The following is a 22,650-nucleotide window of genomic DNA, read 5'->3' as shown; positions in this document are numbered from 1 at the left end:
ACAATCCGCCCCCTGCATATATAGACGACCCCTGCGTACCTGATGACTGACCAAGCGCCCACTATCGACCAACTGCTCAAAACCCTCGATCACGCCATGCTCGCCGACCGCCACCGCTTGCGGCGCCAGCTGCTTGAGCTGCGCAAGAAGCCCGACGAGGAGAAGCTGGCGCAGTGGGTCGCGCGCATGCAGGCGTCCTGCGCCCAGGTCACGGCGCGGCGCGCCAGCCTGCCGGTGATTCGTTATGACGACAGCCTGCCGATTGCGGCCAAGCGCGATGAAATCAAAGAGGCGCTTAACAAGCATCAGGTGCTGATCATTGCCGGCGAAACCGGTTCGGGCAAGACCACCCAGTTGCCGAAGATCTGCCTGGAAATCGGTCGCGGCCAGTTCGGTCTCATTGGTCATACCCAGCCCCGCCGGATCGCCGCACGCAGCGTGGCCAGCCGGGTCGCCGAAGAGTTGGCCACACCGCTCGGCGCGCTGGTCGGCTATCAGGTACGGTTCGAAGACCAGAGCGATTCCAACACGCTGATCAAGCTGATGACCGACGGCATCCTGCTGGCGGAAACCCAGAACGATCGCTACCTGGAGCGCTACGACACCATCATCGTCGACGAGGCCCACGAACGCAGCCTGAACATCGACTTCCTGCTGGGCTACCTGAAAACCCTGTTGCCACGTCGCCCGGACCTCAAGGTCATCATCACCTCGGCGACCATCGACCTGGAGCGTTTCTCCAAGCATTTCGACGATGCGCCGATAGTCGAGGTCTCGGGCCGTACCTTCCCGGTGGACACCTGGTACCGCCCGCTGACCCTGGAGCAGGATGAGGAGGGCAACCGCGTCGAGGACGACCTCACCGTCGACCAGGCGATCCTCGCCGCCCTCGATGAAATCGCCGCCTATGAGCGCAGCGAGCGGCGCAGCCCCGGCGACGTGCTGGTGTTCCTGCCGGGCGAGCGTGAGATTCGTGACGCTGCCGACATGCTGCGCAAGGCCCAGCTCAAGCACACCGAGATCCTGCCGCTGTACGCGCGCCTGTCGCCAGCCGAGCAGCAGCGCATCTTCCAGTCCCATCCGGGCCGACGTGTGGTGCTGGCGACCAACGTCGCGGAAACCTCCCTGACCGTGCCGGGCATTCGTTATGTGATCGACAGCGGCACTGCGCGCATCAGCCGCTACAGCTACCGCGCCAAGGTGCAGCGCCTGCCGATCGAGGCGATTTCCCAGGCCAGTGCCAACCAGCGTAAAGGCCGTTGCGGCCGGGTCGAGCCGGGCATCTGCATTCGTTTGTACAGCGAAGAAGATTTTATCGGCCGCCCGGAATTTACCGACCCGGAAATCCTGCGCACCAACCTCGCCGCCGTGATCCTGCAAATGCTGCATTTGCGTCTCGGCGAAATCACCGACTTCCCGTTTATCGAACCGCCGGACGGCAAGGCCATCAGCGACGGTTTCAACCTGCTGCAAGAGCTGTCGGCGGTCGACCGCAACAGCCAGCTCACCCCACTGGGCCGCCAGCTGGCGCGCCTGCCGGTGGACCCGCGCATGGGCCGCATGTTGCTCGAAGCCGCCAAGCTTGGCAGCTTGCAGGAAGTACTGATCGTCGCCAGCGCCATGTCGATCCAGGACCCGCGCGAGCGCCCACCGGAGCGTCAGCAGGCCGCCGACCAGGCCCACGCACAGTGGAAGGACCCGGATTCGGACTTCGCCGGCCTGGTCAATTTGTGGCGCGGTTTTGAAGAGCAACGTCAGGAACTGACTGCCAGCCCACTGCGTAACTGGTGCCGCAAGAACTTCCTCAACTACCTGCGCCTGCGCGAGTGGCGTGATTCCCATCGCCAGTTGAGCCTGATCTGCCGCGACATGCAGTTGAGCGTCAATAAAGAGCCGGCGGACTTCCCGAAACTGCACAAGGCGGTGCTGTCCGGTTTGCTCAGCCAGATCGGTCAGAAAACCGAGGACGGCGATTACCTGGGCGCACGTCAGCGGCGTTTCTGGATTCACCCCTCGTCGGGCATCGGCAAGAAACGCCCGCAATGGCTGATGACCGCTGAACTGGTGGAAACCACCAAGCTGTATGCGCGCATGGTCGCCAAGATCGACGCCGACTGGATCGAACCGCTGGCCGGGCACCTGATCAAGAAAAACCACTTCGAGCCCCATTGGGAGAAGAAGCGCGGCCAGGTCGTGGCCTTTGAGCAGATCACCCTGTTCGGGCTGATTGTGGTCGGGCGCCGGCCGGTGCACTACGGGCCGGTCGATCCGGTGGTGTCCCGCGAGCTGTTTATCCGTGAAGGCCTGGTACGCGGCGAGATCCAGTCGCGGGCCAAGTGCCTCACCGCCAACCAGCAACTGCTGGAACAGCTCGACGAGTTGGAAGCCAAGGCGCGCCGGCGCGACATCCTGGCGGACGAGGAAACCCTGTTCGCCTTCTACGATGCGCGCCTGCCGGCGGAGATCCACCAGACCGCGACCTTCGACAGCTGGTACAAGGTCAACAGCCAGAAAGACCCGCAACTGCTGATCATGCGTGAAGAAGACGTACTGGCCCGCGAGGCCAGCGAAGTCACCGCCGCGCATTACCCGGACACCCTGCACCTGGGTGACCTGGAACTGGCCTTGAGTTACCACTTCGAACCCAACCACCCGCGTGACGGTGTGACCCTGCGTGTGCCGGCGCCGCTGTTGCCCGCCTTGCCGGCGGAGCGCCTGGAGTGGTTGGTGCCGGGGGTGATCGAAGCCAAGTGCATCGCCCTGGTGCGCAACCTGCCCAAGGCGCTGCGCAAGAATTTTGTACCGGTGCCGGACTTCGTCAAGGCTGCCCTGCAACGCATCGAGTTCGGCCAGGGGTCATTGCCCCAGGCCCTGGGCCGCGAATTGTTGCGCATGACCGGGGCGCGGGTCAGCGATGAAGCCTGGGCTGAGGCCGCGCAGCAGGTGGAAAGCCACCTGAAGATGAACCTGGAAGTGGTCGACGGCCAGGGCAAGTTCCTTGGTGAAGGCCGGGATCTCGCCGAACTGACGGCGCGTTTTGCCGAGGCCAGCCAGGCCGCATTGGCTGTGCCGCAAACCGCAAAAAGCCAGCAGCCGGTGGAGGCCAAGGTATTCGCGGCGGTGGCCGAGAAGACGCAACAAAAGATCGCCGGGCTGTCGATGACGGTATATCCGGCACTGGTGGAAGACAACGGCACGGTCAAGGAGGGGCGTTTCTCCACGGCTGCCGAGGCTGAGTTCCAGCATCGCCGCGCCTTGCAACGCCTGCTGATGCAGCAACTGGCGGAACCGGCGAAATTCCTGCGCGGCAAACTGCCAGGCCTGACCGAACTGGGCCTGATGTACCGCGAATTGGGACGCATCGATGCGCTGGTGGAGGACATCCTGCTGGCCAGTCTCGACACCTGCGTGCTCGAAGGCGAAGCCAACCTGCCGCGTGATGGCGCCGGTTTGGCTGCCCTGGCCGAGCGCAAACGCAGCAGTTGGACCGAACACGCCGAGCGCCTGGCGCGCCTGACCCTGGAGGTGCTGAAACTCTGGCATGGCCTGCAAAAACGCTTCAAAGGCAAGATCGACCTGGCCCAGGCCGTGGCCTTGAACGACATCAAGCAGCAACTGAGCAACCTGGTGTACCCCGGTTTTGTGCGGGAAACCCCGGCGCAGTGGTTTAAGGAGTTGCCGCGTTACCTCAAGGCCATCGAGTTGCGCCTGGAAAAACTGCCGAGCCAAGTGCAAAAGGATCGGGTGTGGAGCGGCGAGCTGGCCGGCCTGTGGACGCAGTACGAAAACCGTCTGAAAAAACACGCCCAGGAAGGCAAGCGCGACCCCCAGTTGGAGCTGTATCGCTGGTGGCTGGAGGAATACCGGGTGTCGTTGTTTGCCCAGCAGTTGGGCACCAAGGTGCCGATTTCCGACAAGCGTTTGAGCAAGCAGTGGAGCCTGGTAGAAGCCTGATATCTACACGGTTTCCAGGGCAATACAGGTCCAGTGTGGGAGGGGGCTTGCCCCCGATTGCGGTCTGTCAGTAAAGGATGTGTTGACTGGCCCACCGCTATCGGGGGCAAGCCCCCTCCCACAGATAGCGCCAAATTCCGAGGGTTGTGGCAAACTTCGCGGTTATAAATGCCGGGATCGTCGTGAAAGGCTGCGGCGCGATGGAATAAAGCGATGCCAGTTTGGTGTCCGCGGAGCGGAATCGGACTACTTACAGTTTGGTACGACGGTACCAATATCTTCTGCCTGACAGATTTAGAGGAACGACCGTGCATAACGTCGTCATCAGCGGCACTGGCCTGTATACCCCGGCCAACAGCATTTCCAACGAAGAGCTGGTGCAGTCTTTCAATGCTTACGTGCAACAGTTCAACAGCGACAACGCCGCCGCCATCGAGCGCGGTGACGTGCAGCCGCTGACCGAATCCAGCGCCGCCTTCATCGAAAAGGCCTCCGGCATCAAGAGCCGCTTCGTGATGGACAAGGACGGCATTCTCGATCCGCAGCGCATGGCCCCACGCCTGCCCGAGCGCAGCAACGACGAATGGTCGGTCCTCTGCCAGATGGCCGTCGGCGCCGCTGAACAAGCTCTACAGCGCGCGGGCAAGACCGCCGCCGACATCGACGGCGTGATCGTCGCCTGCTCCAACCTGCAACGTGCCTACCCGGCCATCGCTATTGAAGTCCAGGAAGCCTTGGGCATCGAAGGGTTTGGTTTTGACATGAACGTGGCCTGTTCCTCGGCCACCTTCGGCATCCAGAACGCCGCCAACAGCATCCAGCTAGGCCAGGCGCGGGCGATCCTGATGGTCAACCCGGAAGTCTGCACCGGCCACCTGAACTTCCGCGACCGCGACAGCCACTTCATCTTTGGGGATGCGGCCACCGCCGTGGTCCTGGAGCGCGCCGACCTGGCAACCTCCGAACATCAGTTCGACGTGGTGAGCACCAAGCTGCTGACCAAGTTCTCCAATAACATCCGCAACAACTTCGGCTTCCTCAACCGCACCGCGGAAGAAGGCATCGGCGCGCCGGACAAACTGTTCGTACAGGAAGGCCGCAAGGTGTTTCGCGACGTATGCCCGATGGTGGCCGAGCTGATCGGCGTGCACCTGGAAGAGAATCAGTTGAACGTGACCGATGTGAAGCGCTTCTGGCTGCACCAGGCCAACCTGAGCATGAACCACCTGATCGTGAAGAAACTGCTGGGCCGCGAAGCCACGGTGGAAGAAGCGCCGGTGATCCTCGATACCTACGCCAACACCAGCTCGGCGGGTTCGGTGATTGCGTTCCACAAGAATCAGGATGACCTGCCCAAGGGCTCCGTGGCGGTGCTCAGCTCGTTTGGCGCGGGCTATTCGATCGGCAGCGTGATCCTGCGCAAACGCTAAGACAGTCGAGGTCTTGAATGGCAGCAGCGGACGACGCGCACCTGCTTGAACGCCTGCTCCAGGGTGAGCAGCGGGCCTACAAGGAATTGGTCACCACCTACCAGAGCGCCATGCGGGCGGTGGCCTATGCCATCGTCGGCCAGCGTCACGCCGACGAAGTCGTGCAGGACGCCTGGCTGTCAGTGGTGCGCAACCTGGCCAGGTTCGAAGGCCGTTCCAGCCTCAAGACCTGGCTGCTGACCATTACCGCCAACGCTGCCAAGGGGCGCTACAAGCAGAACCGTCGCGAAGTGTTGCTCGACGATCTGCCCTCGCCCCACGGCACTATCGGTGACGATCGCTTCACCCCCGACGATGGTCACTGGGCCGTCGCCCCGTATGCCTGGCACCAGGACACCCCGGAAGCCTTGCTCACCGAGGATGAACTGCGCAAATGCCTGGAGCATACGATCCTGAGCCTGTCGGAGTTGCAGAGCAGTGTGCTGGTACTGCGTGAGCGCCAGGGCCTGGAGTTGGAAGAGATCTGTAATCTTCTGACGTTGTCGCTCTCCAATGTCCGTGTGCTGTTGCATCGGGCACGGCTTAAAGTCTTCGCCACGGTGGAGCATTTTGAGGAAACGGGCGAATGTTGACCTGTAAAGAACAAGTGGCACGTTCCAGTGACTATCTCGATGGGCAGTTGACCTTTCGCGAGCGTCTGCTGGTGCGTCATCACTTGATGTTCTGCCCGAACTGCCGCCGGTTTATCCGCCAGATGCGCCTGATGCAGGCGACGCTGAAGATAATGCCGGATGAGCCGGTAGAGGGTGTGGAGGCCTTGGCGCAGCGTCTGGCTGACGAGCGGCTCAAGGATCACAAAGGCGGGGAATAAACAGGCTCGCGTGGGTGGAGCGAACGGATGATGGGGACCGATCCACTCACGCAAGACTGGTACAGCCACCTCGGGCCGTCCTGGCCCAAGGCTTTCAACACTTACTGTTAGAACTTGGCTTCTGCATCCAGCTGCAGGGTGTTGGTATTGGCGTCACGCTGGGTACGGCTGGCGTAGTCGGCCTTGGTCAGGAAGTACGTGGCACCGAGGGCGAAGTTCTTGTCGATGTCGTAGCTGACCTTCATCTTGTGACCGCGCGAACCGGTGGTGCCGTTGGCGAAGTCCGAGTCGGTGAAGGCGCCAACCACGGCATTACGCTGGATGTCGCGGTAGTTGTAGTCCAGGTTGAAACCGAACACTTTCGACTTGGCGCCGATCAGCCAGGCGGTGTCCTGGTCGGTCACGGCGTCGTTGTTTTTCACGTACTGGCCGTAGAACGCCAGCGGTACAGCCAGGCCACCGATGTCGGCTTGGGCAAAGCCTTCATACAGGCGGAACTGGTTGTCGGCCGAGTTACCGTTGACCGCCAGTGCGCAAGGCGTGGTGGTGGTTGTGCAACGGCTGTCCTTGTCGTTCTGGTAGGCGTAGATGCTGCCGCCCAGGGTCATTTTCAGGTTGTCGGTGACCGAGAAGCGTGTGCCCAACTGGCCAGAGGTCAGGCGCAGGTCGTGGCGGAATTGCACGCCATCGCCGTCGACGTTGTCCTTGAGGTTGTAGTTACCGAGGCTGCCGAACAGCTCGGCGCTGCTGCCCAGCGGGTATTTGTAGGTCAGGGCCAGGCCTTCAGGGTTGATGTCGCTATCCCAGATGACGTCGCCCATGTTCACCCACGGTTGCAGCATCTTGCCGCCGATCACGTGCAGGTTCTTGATCTGGTCCGGGTGGTAGTCGATGTAGCCAAGGTCCAGCCAGATCGACTTCTTGTCGAAATAGTTGTCCTGGTCCTGGTTGGTCGAGCGCGCATCGTCGCTGCTGCCGGTGGCAATGCGGATACCGGTGTCGACTTGCGAGTTGATCTCGGTGTAGGCGCCCAGGCGGGCACGGATGCGCTGACGGTCCTTGTCGCGGCCGCCGTTGTTGGATTCGCCCTGGATTTTCACGGTTTCCTGACGGAAACGTACGTCACCCTTGAACTGAGTCTTGGCGGCCCAGGCCAGCTTCTGGTCGAAGCTGCTCAGCTCATTGGTTTTCTTCGCGGTGGCCGCGATCTGTTCGTTGGTCTCTTGTTGAGCTTGCCGTGCGATCTGCTGTTCTTTCTGGTCTTTGGCCAGCTCGCTTTGCAGTTCGGTGTACTGCGCCGCGGTGATCTGGCCGTTGGCCTTGAGCATGTCGAGCAATTTAGCGTCGACTGCAGCGCTGGCCGGAACGCTCAGGGCCAGTAACAGGCCGCCGCACAGGACCGCCGCAGTTTTAGTGGAAGCAAGACGCATATCAATCTCCGAAAGTGAGGAGGGATGGCAAACCATCCAGGACACAACCGACCGATGACGGACGGAAAAATAGCCGCCGGGTAGAACCAGGCGCTCTAAAAACAGGCGTCAGTATCACGATCGTTTATGACGGCGCAGTGGCGAAGTGATGTCATCTAGATGACAAATTTTTCACGTTCGGAACTATTGGTTTAGAGCCTTGTCGTGCGAAACGGGGGTGTGCCAGGGTCGGCAATCGGCGATACTCGCCAGGCTTTCACGCCCCGAACCAGTGAGGATGCCGATGCCGCTGCAACGCCTGGACAGCCTGTCCGAAATTGCCCCGCAAGCCTGGGATGCGCTGGTGCCGCAGGGGCAGCCGTTCGTGCGGCACGCGTTCCTGAGCGCCTTGGAAGACAGCGCCAGCCTGGGCCCGCAATCGGGCTGGCAGCCGGAGCATTTGCTGCACTGGGAGGGTGAGCGGCTGGTGGCGGCGTTGCCCAGCTATCGCAAATGGCATTCCTATGGCGAGTACGTGTTCGATCACGGCTGGGCCGATGCCTGTGAGCGCGCCGGCATCGATTATTACCCCAAGTTGCTGACGGCGGTGCCTTTCAGCCCGGTCAGCGGTCCGCGTCTATTGGCCGCCAGTGCCGAAGACGGTTTTGAGCTGCTCAAGAGCCTGCCGGGTTACCTGGAGATCGAAGGGCTTTCCAGCGCCCATATCAACTTCACCGATGACCTGGCCGATGCTGCACTGGCCCGGCAACCGGGTTGGTTACAGCGCCTGGGCTGTCAGTATCACTGGCAGAACCGAGGCTACCGGGACTTCCAGGACTTCCTCGACGCCTTGAGTTCGCGCAAGCGCAAACAGATGCGCAAGGAGCGCGAGCAAGTGGCGGGGCAGGGGATCGATTTCGAGTGGTTGCAAGGCCATGAACTGAGCGAGGCGCAGTGGGATTTTGTCTACGCCTGCTATGCCAACACCTACGCCGTGCGCCGCCAATCGCCCTACCTGACTCGCGCTTTTTTCAGCCTGCTGGCCGAGCGCATGCCTGAAGCGATCCGCGTGGTACTGGCCAAGCAAGGCTCGCGCCCGGTGGCGATGGCCTTCAGCCTGCTCGGCGGCGACAGCTTCTACGGCCGCTACTGGGGCTGCCTGGCAGAGTTTGACCGTTTGCACTTCGAAACCTGCTTCTACCAGGGTATGGACTACGCCATCGCCCAAGGCCTGCAACGCTTCGATGCGGGAGCACAGGGCGAGCACAAGTTGATCCGAGGGTTCGAGCCGGTGATCACGCGGTCGTGGCACTACCTGCGCCATCCGGGATTGAAGAATGCCGTGGAGGATTTTCTCGAGCGTGAACGGGTGGGGATCGTGGCGTATGCAGAGGAGGCGAGGGCAGCCTTGCCGTATCGGCAAGGCTGAACCACTGGTCTTGTGGCGCTTTCAGGAAAGATTGAAATCGCTATCCCGTATGTACAAAAGTACATACAGGATGTGCCATGCTATTTGAGTGGGATGAATCCAAGAATAAAGCCAATATTGTTAAGCACGGCATTGACTTCAATGACGTCCCAGATCTCTTCAGGCATCCAATGCTGGCCTTACGCGATGATCGAGCGGATTATGGCGAGGAGCGTTGGATCAGTATCGGCTGGATCAAATTGTTAATGGGTGTGGTCGTATACACCGAGCGGCGTGGTGACGTAATTCGCATCATCTCTGCCCGAAAAGCAACCAAGAAGGAGGCCAAATACTATGACGCAAACATCGAAAACTGATTGGGAGCGCCTGGCCAAAATGAATGATAAAGAGATCGATACCAGCGATATTCCTGAGCTGGATGCCGATTTTTTCCGGCGTGCCGAGTTGCGTGTTCCAGTGAAGCAGGCGGTCACTATCAGGCTGGATGCTGATGTACTGGAGTGGTTCAAAGGTCAAGGATCTGGTTACCAGACGCGTATTAACCAGCTACTGCGCCAGTACATGCAGGCCCATCAAGGGTGATTGGCGATCCGATAAGTTCAGCCCTGCCTCATAGGCCGGGCTGAACCCGTTTGCCTCAGCCCGGCGCCTCCTTGCCCAGCCATCGATAGGTAAAACCACCGATCACCGCACCCAGGATCGGCGCAAGCCAGAACATCCACAATTGCTGGATCGCCCAACCGCCGACGATCAGTGCCGGACCTGTGCTACGGGCCGGGTTGACCGAGGTGTTGGTGACGGGAATAGAGATCAGGTGGATGAGTGTCAACGCCAAGCCGATGGCTATCGGTGCAAGGCCCGGCGGGGCACGGCGGTCGGTGGCGCCGAGGATGATCAGCACGAACATCGCCGTCATCACCAGCTCACAGACAAACCCCGCCGCCATCGAATAACCGCCAGGCGAATGCTCGCCATAGCCGTTGGACGCCAGGCCTGACGCCAGTTCGAAGCCTGGCTTGCCGCTGGCAATGAAATACAACAACGCCGCGGCGAGCGTACCGCCGACCACCTGCGCGACGATGTACGCCGGTAACTCCCTGGCCGGAAATCTTCCGCCCACCACCAGCCCCACCGACACCGCCGGGTTGAGATGACAACCGCTGATATGCCCGATGGCGAACGCCATGGTCAGCACCGTGAGCCCGAAGGCCAGGGACACGCCCAGCAACCCGATTCCGACTGCGGGAAACGCCGCGGCCAACACCGCACTCCCGCACCCGCCCAACACCAGCCAAAACGTACCTAACCCCTCTGTGACTGAACGCTTGAACAAAGACATGCAACCCGTCCTTGATAGATCGCTCTACCGAATCCGTAAATCAGTGATGCTCCCTGCAGATTTACTTCAGCGCCCGTCTGGGCACTGCATTGAGTACAGCACGGGTATGGCACAAATCCAGGGCTCTAATGTGGGAGGGGGCTTGCCCCCGATGGCGGAGTATCAGTCGCTGTATCCGGTGACTGATCTGCCGCTATCGGGGGCAAGCCCCCTCCCACAGGTTGGATCGGAAAGGGGTTGTAAGGGTCAGTCGATACCGACGAAGCCGCCGGTCTGGTGCTGCCACAACCGCGCATACAACCCACCATGGGCCAGCAGTTCGGCGTGGCTGCCGCTTTCGGCGATCTGGCCTTTCTCCAGCACCACCAGGCGGTCCATCCGCGCAATGGTCGACAAGCGGTGGGCAATCGCGATCACGGTCTTGCCTTGCATCAGGGTTTCCAGGCTTTCCTGGATTGCCGCTTCCACTTCCGAGTCCAGCGCTGAGGTGGCTTCGTCCATGATCAGGATCGGCGCGTCCTTGAGCAGTACGCGGGCGATGGCGATACGTTGACGCTGCCCGCCGGAGAGTTTCACGCCGCGCTCACCCACGTGCGCATCCAGCCCGGTGCGGCCTTCGGAGTCCGACAGCAAGGGGATGAACTCATCCGCACGCGCCTTGTGCACGGCGGCCCAGAGTTCTTCGTCGGTAGCGTCCGGTTTGCCGTAGAGCAGGTTGTCGCGGATCGAACGATGCAGCAGCGACGTGTCCTGGGTGATCATGCCGATCTGTTCGCGCAAGCTTTCCTGGGCGACGTCGGCGATGTTCTGGCCGTCGATCAGGATGCGCCCACCTTGCAGGTCGTACAGGCGCAGCAGCAGGTTGACCAGGGTCGACTTGCCCGCACCGGACGGGCCGATCAGGCCGATCTTTTCACCGGCCTTGATCTCAAGGTTGAGGCCGCCAATGATCCCGCTCTTCTTGCCGTAGTGGAAATCCACCTGCTCGAAACGCACTTGGCCCTGGGGCACGCTCAGGCGCGGGGCATTGTCGCGGTCGATCACGGCCAGCGGCTGGGCGATGGTCTTCAGGCCATCCTGCACCTGGCCGATGTTTTCGAAAATGCCGTTGACCACCCACATGATCCAGCCGGACATGTTGACGATACGGATCACCAGGCCGGTAGCCAGGGCAATCGCGCCAACGGAAATCATCGATTGCGTCCACAGCCACAACGCCAGGCCGGTGGTGGTCACGATCAGCAGGCCATTCATGGTGGTGATCACGATGTCCATGCTGGTGACCACGCGGCTGGCCAACTGGGTTTTTTCGGTCTGCTCGACGATCGCTTCCTTGGCGTACTCCTGCTCATAGCGGGTATGGGCGAACAGCTTCAAGGTGGTGATGTTGGTGTAGCCGTCGACGATGCGGCCCATCAATTTGGAGCGCGCCTCGGAGGAAATCACCGAGCGCTCCTTCACCCTTGGCACGAAGTAGCGCAGCGCCAGGCTGTAGCAGAGGATCCAGGTCACCAGCGGGATCATCAGGCGCCAGTCGGCCTCGGCGAACAGCACCAGGGAACTGATGGCGTAGATCGCCACGTGCCAGATCGCATCCACCGCTGCCACGGCGGAATCGCGCAGGGAATTGCCAGTTTGCATGATGCGCTGGGCAATACGCCCGGCGAAGTCGTTCTGGAAGAAATTCAGGCTCTGCTTGAGCACGTAGCTGTGGTTCTGCCAGCGGATCAGGCTGGTCATGCCAGGGCTGATGGTCTGGTGTACCAGTAGGTCATGCAGGGCGCCGAAGATCGGGCGCAGCAGCAGGGCGACCACGGCCATCCAGATCAGCTCGGTGCTGTGAATCTGAAAGAAGTTGGCCGGCGGCGTGCCCTGGGCCAGGTCGATGATGCGACTCAGGTAGCTGAACAGCGCCACTTCGATCAGCGCACCGATCAGGCCCACCACCAGCAAGGCAGCAAAATGCGGCCACACCTGGCGCAGGTAGTAGAGGTAGAAGGGGAGGACTTTATCAGGCGGGGCGGCGCTGGGGGCGTCGCGGAAGATGTCGATCAGTTGTTCAAAGCGACGATAGAGCATTCAGTTTGACGCCCGCCGTGCGGGCTCTCCTTTTACAAATGCGCGCGCGGCCTTGTGGGCTGCGCGCGGAGCTGCCTGCCAGGCATCAGTCGATGCGCTTGGCCGACTTGATCAGGACAGGATCGATTGGCACGTTCTGCATGCCCTGCTTGGTGGTGGTCTGGGAGTTGACGATGATGTCGACCACGTCCATGCCCTTGACCACCTTGGCGAACACGGCGTAACCGGCATCGCGGCCCGGGTCGAGGAACGCATTGTCGGCGACGTTGATGAAGAATTGGCTGGTGGCCGAATTCGGGTCATTGGTACGCGCCATCGACAAGGTGCCACGCACGTTATGCAGGCCATTGCTGGCTTCGTTCTTGATCGGCGCCTCAGTCGGCTTTTGCGACATCGACTGGGTAAAACCGCCGCCCTGGACCATGAAGCCCGGGATCACACGGTGGAAAATCGTGTTGGTGTAGAAGCCCTTGTCGACGTAGGCCAGGAAGTTCTTGGTGCTGATTGGCGCCTTGACCGGGTCCAGTTCGATCTCGATGTCGCCGTTGGTGGTGGTGATCAGAACGTGGGGCGCCTTGGCGGGCTCGGCGGCCATCAGGTTGGCGGCGAACAGAACAGAACCGGCAAAGAAGGCGATTTTTTTCAGCATGGGTCAGTGATCCTGGGTAGTGGTTTCGACTGTCTTTAGAAATTCGAGCAAGGTTGCGTTAAAGACTTCGGGTTGGTCCAAGGGCGTGGCATGGCGGGAATCTTGTATCACCACCAGTCGCGCATCGGGCAGCAGTTTTACATAGTTTTGTTTCTGCGCCACAGGGGTGTAGTCGTGGTCGGCGCTGATGACCAGGGTTGGACAGGTGATCCGCGAAAGTCGTTCCTGCACGCCCCAGCCCACAATCGCATCGAAGCTGGCGAGATAAGCACGTTTGTCGTTCTTTGCCCAGCGTTCGGCCATCTTGCGGCGCAGCTCGGCCTGGTGCGGTTTGGGGAAGAGCCGCTCGCCCAACGCCTTGCCGATCGTGGACAGGCTCAGCAAGCGTGCCAGGCTCCAGCGCTTGGCCCATTGCCAGTAATCGTCAGCGCTGCGCACCTTGACCTCGGGGGCGCTATTGACGATGCACAGGCTTCTGATCAGTGCGGGTTCGTCCACGGCCAGTTGGAAAGCGATCATGCCGCCCATGGACAAGCCCACCACGTGGGCCGGCGGCAGGCCCAGGTGCTCGAACAAGGCGATCAGGTCGTAGGTGAAACCCTGGATGCTGTAGCGTTCGCGCGGCTTGTCCGAGCGGCCGTGACCGCGCACGTCCACCACGACCAGGCGGTAATGCCGGGCCAGTACTGGAATCTGCAGTTCCCAATCCTGGCTGCTGGAGCCCAGGCCGTGGATCAGCACCAGCGGCGTGCCGTGACCATATTCCTCGTAGTGCAGGCTGCATCCTTCATGGTCGAACCAGGCCATGGGCGAACTCCGTTTCAGGCTTGCCGGGGGGCGGCGAAAGGCGCGTCCAGCGGTGCGGTATCAAAGGTGCGCAGCAGTTCCACGAGGATCTGCGTGGCAGGCCCCAGGGGTTTGTCCTTGTTTGAATACAGGTAGAACGTGGGGTGGCGGCTGCCGCCCTGTTCCAGGGGCAGTTGCTTGAGCACGCCCTCGGCAAGTTCGCGCTCGATCATGTGCCGGGGCAACCAGGCAAAGCCCAGGCCGCTGCCGACAAAGGCGGCGGCGGTGGCCAGGCTGCCGACGGTCCAGCGCTGTTCGGCGCCGAGCCAGCCCACGTCGCGAGGTTGCTGGCGGCCGGAGTCGCGGATCACCACCTGCATCTGGCTTTCCAGGTCCTGGAAGCTCAGCTCGCGGTTCATGCGGTGCAGTGCATGCTCCGGGTGGGCCACGGCGACAAACTCCACATCGCTCATTTCCGTACCGAGGTAGCCGGGTATGCTGAACCCGCAGATCGCCAGGTCGGCCACGCCTTCGATCAGCAACTCTTCTACGCCCGACAATACCTCTTCACGCAGGCGCACGCGGCAGCCACGGCTTTGCGGCATGAATGCGGTGAGGGCGCGAACCAGACGCGCATTGGGGTAAGCCGCATCCACCACCAGGCGCACCTCGGCTTCCCAGCCCTGTTCCATATGGTGGGCAAGGTCTTCCAGCTGGCTGGCGTTTTTCACCAGTTGCCGGGAGCGGCGCAACAGCACTTCACCGGCGTCGGTGAGTACCGCCTTGCGCCCGTCAATGCGCAGCAGCGGTACGCCAAGCTGGTCTTGCATGCGGGCCACGGTGTAGCTCACCGAGGACTGCGAACGGTGCAGTGCTTCGGCCGCCTGGGCGAAGCCGCCATGGTCGACCACGGCTTGCAGCGTGCGCCATTGATCGAGGGTAACGCGGGGCGCTTTCAAGATGGGCTCCTCTTGTCCTAAGCTGGCTGTCCTTATTGGAGACTGCCGAATGAGAAAATTCTGTTGTGTGTTGCTGGCGCTGCTGCCGATGAGCGCGTTTGCCTACCCCATCGACGTGACCAAGAAGATCGACGGTGTGAGCATCGATTACACCGCCTCCGACGTGGACGGCGATATCAGCTCGATCCAACTCAATAACTACGGCACCAACGATGCCGTGTGCTCGGTGACCTTCACCAACGGCCCGGAATCGCCGCGTCGTCGTACGGTCACGGTGCCGGCGGGCAAAAGCACCAACACCACGGTCAAGTTCAACCGCGCGATTATCAAGATGCGTATCAGCCTGGCCTGCACGCCGAAATAACCCGAGAGCGGAGCATGCTCCGCCTATAAACAAATTTATAGATGGGTTATAGCAGTTTTTTGCGCTTTTTAATCGAATTGGCTCTGTTTAATCTTCACTCCATCGACTTACAGCAATTACAGATGGAGCCTACAACGCCATGTCCAACGTTCTGATCATCGAAAGCAGCGCCCGCCAGCAGGATTCGATTTCCCGCCAACTGACCCAGCAGTTCATCAGCCAATGGCAGGCCGCCCACCCGGCAGATCAGATCACCGTACGTGACGTGGCCCTCAATCCGGTCCCGCACCTGGATGCCAACCTGCTCGGCGGCTGGATGAAGCCGGCGGATCAGCGCAACGGCAACGAACAGGCTTCCCTGGATCGTTCCAACGAATTGACCGACGAGTTGCTCGCCGCCGACGTCCTGGTGATGGCCGCGCCGATGTACAACTTCGCTATCCCCAGCACCCTCAAAGCCTGGCTGGACCACGTGTTGCGTGCCGGTGTGACCTTCAAGTACACCGCCACCGGCCCTCAGGGTCTGCTGACCGGCAAGCGCGCCATCGTGCTGACTGCTCGCGGCGGCATCCACACCGGCGCCAGCTCAGATCATCAGGAACCGTACTTGCGTCAGGTCATGGCCTTCATCGGGATTCATGACGTCACCTTCATTCATGCAGAAGGGGTGAACCTGAGCGGGGACTTCCAGGAAAAGGGCATCAACCACGCCAAAGCGCTGCTGGCTAAGGTGGCTTGATCCTTTAATCGTCACATAATCGCGCGGTGTTTATATCGCTTCACGCCAACCCTTCAAGTACGCGTAACGAACCTCCCTTTGCACTATTGCTCCTGAGTGCTACCGCCCGACTGACGCTTTAGCGAGGTCGGGTTTTTTTTGCCTCGAGTTTCTTCAACCGCCGAAAACCTTTAATGTCCCGCCCATTCGAAATGAGGCGCGCATGGGCTATTTACTGGTTGTCACCCTGATTCAGGCATTTTCCTTCAGCTTGATTGGCGAATACCTCGCCGGTCACGTTGACAGCTACTTCGCCGTGCTGGTGCGTGTGCTGCTGGCCGGCCTGGTATTCATTCCGCTGACCCGCTGGCGCTCGGTGGAACCGGCCTTTATGCGCGGCATGCTGGTGATCGGCGCACTGCAGTTCGGTGTGACCTACGTGTGCCTGTACCTGAGCTTTCGCGTACTCACGGTGCCGGAAGTGTTGCTGTTCACCATTCTCACGCCGCTGCACGTGACCCTTATCGAGGACGCCATCAACCGTCGCTTCAACCCCTGGGCGCTGGTCGCCGCACTGGTGGCGGTAGCGGGCGCCGCAGTGATTCGCTTCGACCAGATCACCCCGCACTTCCTTGGCGGCTTCCTGCTGCTGCAACTGGCCAACTTCACCTATGCCGCCGGGCAAGTGATGTACAAACACCTGGTGGCGCGTTACCCGAGTAATCTGCCGCACTACCGGCGTTTCGGTTACTTCTACCTCGGCGCGTTGCTGGTGGTGTTGCCGGCATTCCTGCTGTTCGGCAAAGCCAACTTTCTGCCGGAGGCGCCGCTGCAATGGGGCGTGCTGGTGTTCCTCGGCCTGGTCAGTACAGCGCTGGGCATGTACTGGTGGAACAAGGGCGCTTGCCTGGTGCAGGGTGGCACCCTGGCGGTGATGAACAACCTGCATGTGCCGGTGGGGCTGTTGCTGAATCTGCTGATCTGGAACCAGCATGAACCGCTGGGGCGGTTGGCGTTGGGCGGGTTGGTGATTCTGGGGGCGGTGTGGATCAGTCGGTTGGGGGGGCGCAAACAGCCGATACTGCGCTGACCCCCTTGTGGGACTAGTGTCAGGCAGATTTGTTTTCCTGCGTTGGCAAATGACTGGCGCCGAGCAAGGCCGGTAGCAGCCCAGTACGTAAGTCATTACCACTCGGCTGCTGATACAAACTCAAGCCAAACTCCGGCAACACCGCCAGCAGGTAATCAAAGATATCCCCCTGGATTCGCTCGTAATCCGCCCACGCCGTGGTGCGGGTGAAGCAGTAGATCTCCAGCGGCACGCCCTGGGCGGTGGTCTGCATCTGGCGCACCATGCAGGTCATGTTCGGCTGGATGTCCGGGTGGCTTTTCAGGTAGGCCAGGGCGTAGGCACGAAAGGTGCCGAGGTTGGTCATGCGGCGGCGGTTGGCCGACAGTTGCGCGCTGTGCCCCTGGGCTTCGTTCCAGGCCTTGAGTTCGGCCTGTTTGCGCCCGATGTAGTCAGTGAGCAGGTGCACCTGGGTCATGCGCAGTTCTTCGTCGTCGCGCAGGAAGCGCACGCCGCTGGCGTCGATGAACAGGCTGCGCTTGATGCGGCGCCCGCCGGACGCCTGCATGCCGCGCCAGTTCTTGAACGACTCGGACATCAGGCGCCAGGTGGGTATGGAGACGATGGTCTTGTCGAAGTTCTGCACTTTGACCGTATGCAGGGTGATATCGACTACATCACCGTCAGCGCCGACCTGGGGCATTTCGATCCAGTCGCCGACCCGCAGCATGTCGTTGCTGGTCAACTGCACGCTGGCGACGAACGACAGCAGCGTGTCCTTGTACACCAACAGGATCACCGCCGACATCGCACCCAGGCCCGACAGCAGCAACAGCGGCGAGCGGTCGATCAGGGTGGCAACGATGATGATCGCGCCAAACACGAACAGCACCATCTTCGCCAACTGCACGTAGCCCTTGATCGAGCGGGTACGCGCGTGTTCGGTGCGGGCGTAGATGTCCAGCAGGGCGTTGAGCAGGGCGCTGATGGCCAGCACCAGGAACAGGATGCTCAATGCCAGGGCCACGTTACCGATGAACAGGATGGCGGTCTTGCTCAGGTCCGGCACCAGGTACAGGCCGAACTGGATCACCAGTGACGGCGTCATCTGGGCCAGGCGATGGAAGACTTTGTTGTGCCGCAGGTCGTTGAGCCAGTGCAGGGACGGTTGCCGGCCAAGCAGTTTGACGGCGTGGAGAATGAGGTAGCGCGCCACTCGTCCGAGCACCAGCGCCACCACCAGCAACACCAGCAAGCCGAGGCTGGCGTGCAGCAGCGGGTGTTCATCGAGGGCGCCCCAGAGGTCTTGGGCGTTGAGCCAGAGCTGTTTGATATCCATGGGTGAAACCGATTCTTCTGTGGGACAAGACGGGGCGATTAGAGCATTTAAGTGCAACAAAGTTGACGTCGTGGACAAATGTCCTGACAAAAAAGCGGCCGATTAGCACCGTTCGCGTAAAGAAACTCGGTTTGGGCGCCCGAAACCGGTAACCTATGCAGCTGATTTTTTGTATTTCTTCGAGGTAGCACCCGTGTTTTCCCAATTCGCCCTGCACGAACGCCTGCTCAAAGCCGTGGCCGAGCTTAAATTTGTCGAGCCTACGCCTGTGCAAGCAGCGGCCATCCCGCTCGCGCTCGAAGGGCGTGACCTGCGGGTGACAGCTCAAACCGGTAGCGGTAAGACCGCCGCGTTCGTCCTGCCTGTACTGAACCGCCTGATCGGCCCGGCCAAGGTTCGCGTCAGCATCAAGACCCTGATCCTGCTGCCGACCCGCGAGCTGGCCCAGCAGACGTTGAAAGAAGTGGAGCGCTTCTCGCAGTTCACCTTCATCAAGTCCGGCATCATTACCGGCGGTGAAGACTTCAAGGTCCAGGCCGCCATGCTGCGCAAGGTACCGGACATCCTGATCGGCACCCCGGGCCGCATGATCGAGCAACTCAACGCCGGCAACCTAGACCTCAAGGAAGTCGAAGTGCTGGTGCTGGACGAAGCCGACCGCATGCTCGACATGGGCTTTGCCGACGACGTGCAGCGCCTGGTGGGCGAATGCGTCAACCGCCAGCAGACCATGCTGTTCTCCGCCACCACCGGCGGTTCCACCCTGCGCGAGATGGTCGCCAAGGTGCTGAACAACCCTGAGCACCTGCAGGTCAACAACGTCAGCGACCTGAACGCGACCACGCGCCAGCAGATCGTCACCGCCGACCACAACGTGCACAAAGAGCAGATCCTCAATTGGCTGCTGGCCAACGAGACCTATCAGAAAGCCATCGTGTTCACCAACACCCGCGCCGCCGCCGACCGCATTTACGGCCGCCTGGTGGCCCAGGAATACAAGGCGTTCGTGCTGCACGGCGAGAAAGACCAGAAGGACCGCAAGCTGGCTATCGACCGCCTCAAGGCCGGCGGCGTGAAGATTCTGGTGGCCACTGACGTTGCCGCGCGCGGCCTGGACGTGGACGGCCTGGACCTGGTGATCAACTTCGACATGCCCCGCAGCGGCGACGAATATGTGCACCGTATCGGCCGTACCGGGCGTGCCGGCAACGATGGCCTGGCCATCTCGCTGATCTGCCATGGCGACTGGAACCTGATGTCGAGCATCGAGCGCTACCTCAAGCAGTCGTTCGAGCGCCGCACCATCAAGGAAGTCAAAGGCACCTACACCGGGCCGAAGAAGGTCAAGGCATCGGGCAAGGCCGTTGGTGTGAAGAAGAAAAAGACCGACGCCAAGGGCGACAAGAAGAAAACCGGCGCCAAGTCGCCGACCAAGCGCAAGATCGCCAACCGGCCGAAGACCGACAACCTGTCGCTCGTCAGCAAGGACGGCATGGCACCGCTCAAGCGCCGCAAGCCGGAAGCCCCGGCTGCCGAATAAGGCGCGGGTGATGGGAAAAAACCGGACGATCGTCCGGTTTTTTTATGGCCTCAGTTTTTGGCTTTGGCGGCGGCTTCCTTGAGTTCCTTGAGGCGGGCGTCGATCAATTGACATTTGTCGGGGAACTCAGCGCTTTCCGTATCCAGGTCCATCTTCTGCAGCTCGTCGTTCATCTCCTTGGCCTTGGTCGGGTTCTGTTCCGTCAGTTTGGCCACTTCCTGGGCCAGTTGCTCGCGCTTGGCCGTGGCTTCGTCGGGCGTACAGGCCCAGGCGGGCAGGGCGCTCGCCAATGCGGCCGCGACGGCCAGGTTCATCAGGGTTTTCATGGGCACACCTCCTTGGCGGTTATGAGTTGTTGAGGCCGCGAACGTCTGGAAAGTTCAGAGAAATGACGTCTGTCTATTGAGCTGAACGGCGGCGGACAGGGCGTGTCACACCTCTAGACAGGCTACTTTCCACCCGCCTGCAGGAGGAATCAGGATGACGACTTACAACTGGGATCTGATCGAACGTCTGCTGCACGAAGTGCAGAACGGCGAAGGCAGTTTCGCCCCGCGCAAATACGCCGAGCAGGAAGCGGCCGAAAAGGCCACGGCGGGCGAGTCCACTGGGAATCTGGACGCGCTGAAAAAGACTGCTGCCGATTATGAAGCGCTGCTGTTCAAGCGTGGCTTTATTGAGTCGCGTCCCGAAGAAGAGGGCGGCAATGGTGAGAATTTTATCCTGACCCCGCTCGGCGCACAGTTGCTGGCGCTGATCGACAGTTCGATTCCGGGCAACGATCACCCGCGTCAGGTGCTGGACGAGCAGGCGGATGCGCTCGACCCGACGACCTTTGCCGAGGTGGCCTCCAAGGCGCAGATCGCCTGATCCCCTTCACGCCCCGGCACTGTCGCAAAGCCGGGGCGAAACTGTCAGATCGGTAATCTGCCGCTAAGCTGGCTGACAGCCGGCCGTGCTTAATCTGCTGCCATTCAACTCATGGAATTGAATCGGCATGCACCCCACAACCACCCGACGAACCTTCGTCAAAGGCCTGGCCGCCTGCAGTTTGCTGAGCGGGCTCGGGCTTTGGCGCAGCCCGGTCTGGGCCCTCACCGGCCTCGGCCAACCCACCGTACTGGCGGGCACCGAATTTGATCTGTTCATTGACCAGACGCCGGTCAACCTCACCGGTCGCAACCGCACCGCGCTGACCATCAACGGCAGCCTGCCTGGCCCCTTGCTGCGCTGGCGCGAAGGCGACACGGTCACCGTGCGCGTGAAGAACCGCCTGGCCGAGCCGACGTCGATCCACTGGCACGGCATTCTGCTGCCGTCGACCATGGACGGCGTGCCCGGACTGAGTTTCCAGGGCATCGAGCCAGGCGGGGTGTTTGTCTACCAGTTCACGCTCAAGCAGCACGGTACCTACTGGTACCACAGCCATTCCGGGTTCCAGGAACAGCAAGGCGTGTATGGCCCGCTGGTGATTGATCCCAGGGAGCCCGAGCCCTTCACCTACCAACGTGACTACGTGGTGATGCTGTCGGACTGGACCGATGAAGACCCGGTCGCGCTGATGAAAACCCTCAAGAAACAGTCCGACTACTACAACCTGCACAAACCCACCGTGGGCGATTTCGTGCGGGATGTGGGCAAGCAGGGCTGGTCGGCCACCGCCGCCGATCGCCTGATGTGGGCGCAGATGAAGATGAACCCCACCGACCTCGCCGACGTCAGCGGTGAGACCTACACCTACCTGCTCAATGGCCAGCCACCGGAACGCAACTGGACCGGCCTGTTCCGGGCGGGCGAGACCGTGCGCCTACGCTTCATCAACGGCTCGGCGATGAGCTATTTCGATGTGCGCATCCCGGGGCTGAAAATGACGGTGATCGCCGCCGATGGCCAGCCGGTGCAGCCGGTGAGTGTCGATGAGTTCCGCATTGCCGTGGCGGAGACCTTCGATGTGCTGGTCGAACCTACTGCAGCCGCCTACACCCTGTTTGCACAGTCGATGGACCGCAGCGGCTACGCCCGCGGCACGTTGGCCCTGCAAGCCGGAGCAATCGCGGCGGTGCCGGCGCTGGACCCGCGCCCCTGGATCACCATGGACGATATGGGCATGGGCGGCATGGATCACGGCGCCATGGCGGATATGCCGGGCATGGCAGGCATGGCAGGCATGGACCACAATGCCATGTCGATGCAGGCCCATCCGGCCAGCGAGCAACACAACCCGCTGGTGGACATGCAGGCCATGAACCCGGTGCCCAAGCTCGATGACCCTGGCATCGGCCTGCGCAACAATGGCCGCCGTGTACTCACTTACGCCGACCTGCGCAGTACGTTCGAAGACCCTGACGGTCGCGACCCCGGCCGCACCCTTGAGCTGCACCTCACAGGGCACATGGAGAAGTTCGCCTGGTCGTTCAATGGCGTGAAGTTCTCTGATGCCGAACCCTTGCAACTCACGTATGGCGAGCGGGTCCGGCTGGTGCTGGTCAACGACACCATGATGAGCCATCCCATTCACCTGCACGGTTTGTGGAGTGATCTGGAGGATGAAAACGGCCAGTTCCAGGTGCGCAAGCACACCATCGACATGCCGCCGGGCTCGCGGCGCAGCTACCGGGTAACCGCTGATGCGCTGGGGCGTTGGGCCTATCACTGTCACCTGCTGTACCACATGGAAATGGGCATGTTCCGTGAGGTGCGGGTGCATGAATAAGG

21 protein-coding genes are annotated in these 22,650 nt (G+C 61.2%); 13 read left to right on the top strand and 8 right to left on the bottom strand.

The window, feature by feature from the left end:
* Positions 1-42 precede the first annotated feature (42 nt).
* The 4 genes from hrpA (at position 43) to M2497_RS23460 (ending at position 6,255) form a co-directional block, all read left to right on the top strand.
* Complete coding sequence (hrpA, locus tag M2497_RS23475; protein WP_248483535.1) at positions 43-3,954, top strand: ATP-dependent RNA helicase HrpA; 3,912 nt, start codon at positions 43-45, stop codon at positions 3,952-3,954.
* 308 nt (positions 3,955-4,262) lie between these two features.
* A complete protein-coding gene (locus M2497_RS23470; protein ID WP_071491358.1) occupies positions 4,263-5,384 on the top strand; it encodes a beta-ketoacyl-ACP synthase III in 1,122 nt (373 codons plus the stop codon).
* Between the two features lie 17 nt (positions 5,385-5,401).
* Positions 5,402-6,016, top strand: a complete 615-nt coding sequence (locus M2497_RS23465) for an RNA polymerase sigma factor (RefSeq protein ID WP_071491357.1) — start codon at positions 5,402-5,404, stop codon at positions 6,014-6,016.
* Positions 6,010-6,255, top strand: coding sequence for a zf-HC2 domain-containing protein (locus tag M2497_RS23460; RefSeq protein WP_058425368.1), 246 nt, complete (start codon positions 6,010-6,012; stop codon positions 6,253-6,255). The genes M2497_RS23465 and M2497_RS23460 overlap by 7 nt, the downstream gene beginning before the upstream one ends.
* A gap of 107 nt (positions 6,256-6,362) precedes the next feature.
* Here the strand turns inward: M2497_RS23460 and M2497_RS23455 are convergent, their stop codons facing one another.
* Positions 6,363-7,685: a putative porin gene (locus tag M2497_RS23455; protein ID WP_248483533.1), complete on the bottom strand. Its 1,323-nt coding sequence runs from the start codon at positions 7,683-7,685 to the stop codon at positions 6,363-6,365.
* A gap of 283 nt (positions 7,686-7,968) precedes the next feature.
* On the opposite strand from M2497_RS23455, the gene M2497_RS23450 reads away from it, so the two are divergent.
* The 3 genes from M2497_RS23450 to M2497_RS23440 all read left to right on the top strand — a co-directional run bounded on the left by M2497_RS23450 (position 7,969) and on the right by M2497_RS23440 (position 9,675).
* The gene (locus M2497_RS23450; RefSeq protein ID WP_248483531.1) at positions 7,969-9,093 is read left to right on the top strand and encodes a GNAT family N-acetyltransferase; all 1,125 of its coding nucleotides are present in this window, start codon (positions 7,969-7,971) and stop codon (positions 9,091-9,093) included.
* A gap of 77 nt (positions 9,094-9,170) precedes the next feature.
* Positions 9,171-9,449 carry a BrnT family toxin gene (locus M2497_RS23445; protein ID WP_058425366.1) on the top strand — a complete coding sequence of 93 codons (279 nt, stop codon included), beginning with the start codon at positions 9,171-9,173 and terminating at the stop codon, positions 9,447-9,449.
* The gene (locus M2497_RS23440; protein WP_016979349.1) at positions 9,427-9,675 is read left to right on the top strand and encodes a BrnA antitoxin family protein; all 249 of its coding nucleotides are present in this window, start codon (positions 9,427-9,429) and stop codon (positions 9,673-9,675) included. Before M2497_RS23445 ends, M2497_RS23440 begins: the two co-directional genes overlap by 23 nt.
* 55 nt (positions 9,676-9,730) lie before the next feature.
* Here the strand turns inward: M2497_RS23440 and aqpZ are convergent, their stop codons facing one another.
* The 5 genes from aqpZ to M2497_RS23415 form a co-directional block, all read right to left on the bottom strand.
* Positions 9,731-10,432: an aquaporin Z gene (aqpZ, locus tag M2497_RS23435; RefSeq protein ID WP_248483529.1), complete on the bottom strand. Its 702-nt coding sequence runs from the start codon at positions 10,430-10,432 to the stop codon at positions 9,731-9,733.
* Between the two features lie 246 nt (positions 10,433-10,678).
* Complete coding sequence (locus tag M2497_RS23430; protein ID WP_248483527.1) at positions 10,679-12,511, bottom strand: ABC transporter ATP-binding protein; 1,833 nt, start codon at positions 12,509-12,511, stop codon at positions 10,679-10,681.
* Between the two features lie 85 nt (positions 12,512-12,596).
* The gene (locus M2497_RS23425) at positions 12,597-13,160 is read right to left on the bottom strand and encodes a peptidylprolyl isomerase (RefSeq protein WP_213553479.1); all 564 of its coding nucleotides are present in this window, start codon (positions 13,158-13,160) and stop codon (positions 12,597-12,599) included.
* Positions 13,161-13,163: 3 nt separating this feature from the next.
* Positions 13,164-13,967: an alpha/beta hydrolase gene (locus tag M2497_RS23420; RefSeq protein WP_248483525.1), complete on the bottom strand. Its 804-nt coding sequence runs from the start codon at positions 13,965-13,967 to the stop codon at positions 13,164-13,166.
* Between the two features lie 14 nt (positions 13,968-13,981).
* A complete protein-coding gene (locus M2497_RS23415; RefSeq protein ID WP_248483523.1) occupies positions 13,982-14,905 on the bottom strand; it encodes a LysR family transcriptional regulator in 924 nt (307 codons plus the stop codon).
* A 49-nt stretch (positions 14,906-14,954) separates the two neighbouring features.
* Here M2497_RS23415 and M2497_RS23410 point away from each other — a divergent pair, with 49 nt between their 5' ends.
* From M2497_RS23410 to M2497_RS23400, 3 genes are all read left to right on the top strand, one after another.
* On the top strand, positions 14,955-15,269 hold the full coding sequence (locus tag M2497_RS23410) for a 3-phosphoglycerate kinase (protein WP_248483521.1): 315 nt from the start codon (positions 14,955-14,957) through the stop codon (positions 15,267-15,269).
* A 139-nt stretch (positions 15,270-15,408) separates the two neighbouring features.
* The gene (locus tag M2497_RS23405; RefSeq protein WP_248483519.1) at positions 15,409-16,008 is read left to right on the top strand and encodes an FMN-dependent NADH-azoreductase; all 600 of its coding nucleotides are present in this window, start codon (positions 15,409-15,411) and stop codon (positions 16,006-16,008) included.
* 202 nt (positions 16,009-16,210) lie between these two features.
* A complete protein-coding gene (locus M2497_RS23400) occupies positions 16,211-17,077 on the top strand; it encodes a carboxylate/amino acid/amine transporter (RefSeq protein ID WP_248483517.1) in 867 nt (288 codons plus the stop codon).
* Positions 17,078-17,096: 19 nt separating this feature from the next.
* On the opposite strand, the gene M2497_RS23395 is transcribed toward M2497_RS23400, so the two are convergent.
* A complete protein-coding gene (locus M2497_RS23395; RefSeq protein WP_248483515.1) occupies positions 17,097-18,395 on the bottom strand; it encodes a mechanosensitive ion channel family protein in 1,299 nt (432 codons plus the stop codon).
* A 193-nt stretch (positions 18,396-18,588) separates the two neighbouring features.
* Here M2497_RS23395 and M2497_RS23390 point away from each other — a divergent pair, with 193 nt between their 5' ends.
* On the top strand, positions 18,589-19,935 hold the full coding sequence (locus M2497_RS23390) for a DEAD/DEAH box helicase (protein WP_025855790.1): 1,347 nt from the start codon (positions 18,589-18,591) through the stop codon (positions 19,933-19,935).
* Positions 19,936-19,985: 50 nt separating this feature from the next.
* Here the strand turns inward: M2497_RS23390 and M2497_RS23385 are convergent, their stop codons facing one another.
* Entirely contained in the window at positions 19,986-20,261 is a 276-nt protein-coding gene (locus tag M2497_RS23385; protein WP_248483513.1) for a hypothetical protein, read from the bottom strand.
* Between the two features lie 154 nt (positions 20,262-20,415).
* On the opposite strand from M2497_RS23385, the gene M2497_RS23380 reads away from it, so the two are divergent.
* Both M2497_RS23380 and M2497_RS23375 read left to right on the top strand, forming a co-directional pair.
* Positions 20,416-20,805, top strand: coding sequence for a transcriptional regulator (locus M2497_RS23380; protein ID WP_092242878.1), 390 nt, complete (start codon positions 20,416-20,418; stop codon positions 20,803-20,805).
* A 127-nt stretch (positions 20,806-20,932) separates the two neighbouring features.
* On the top strand, positions 20,933-22,648 hold the full coding sequence (locus tag M2497_RS23375) for a copper resistance system multicopper oxidase (RefSeq protein ID WP_248483511.1): 1,716 nt from the start codon (positions 20,933-20,935) through the stop codon (positions 22,646-22,648).
* The last annotated feature ends 2 nt before the right edge of the window (positions 22,649-22,650 follow it).

Source organism: Pseudomonas sp. CYM-20-01, assembly GCF_023169845.1.
GTDB classification, from domain to species: domain Bacteria; phylum Pseudomonadota; class Gammaproteobacteria; order Pseudomonadales; family Pseudomonadaceae; genus Aquipseudomonas; species Aquipseudomonas azotoformans.
Note: the sequence above shows the minus strand (reverse complement) of the source record. Positions and strands in the feature narration are given on the sequence as shown.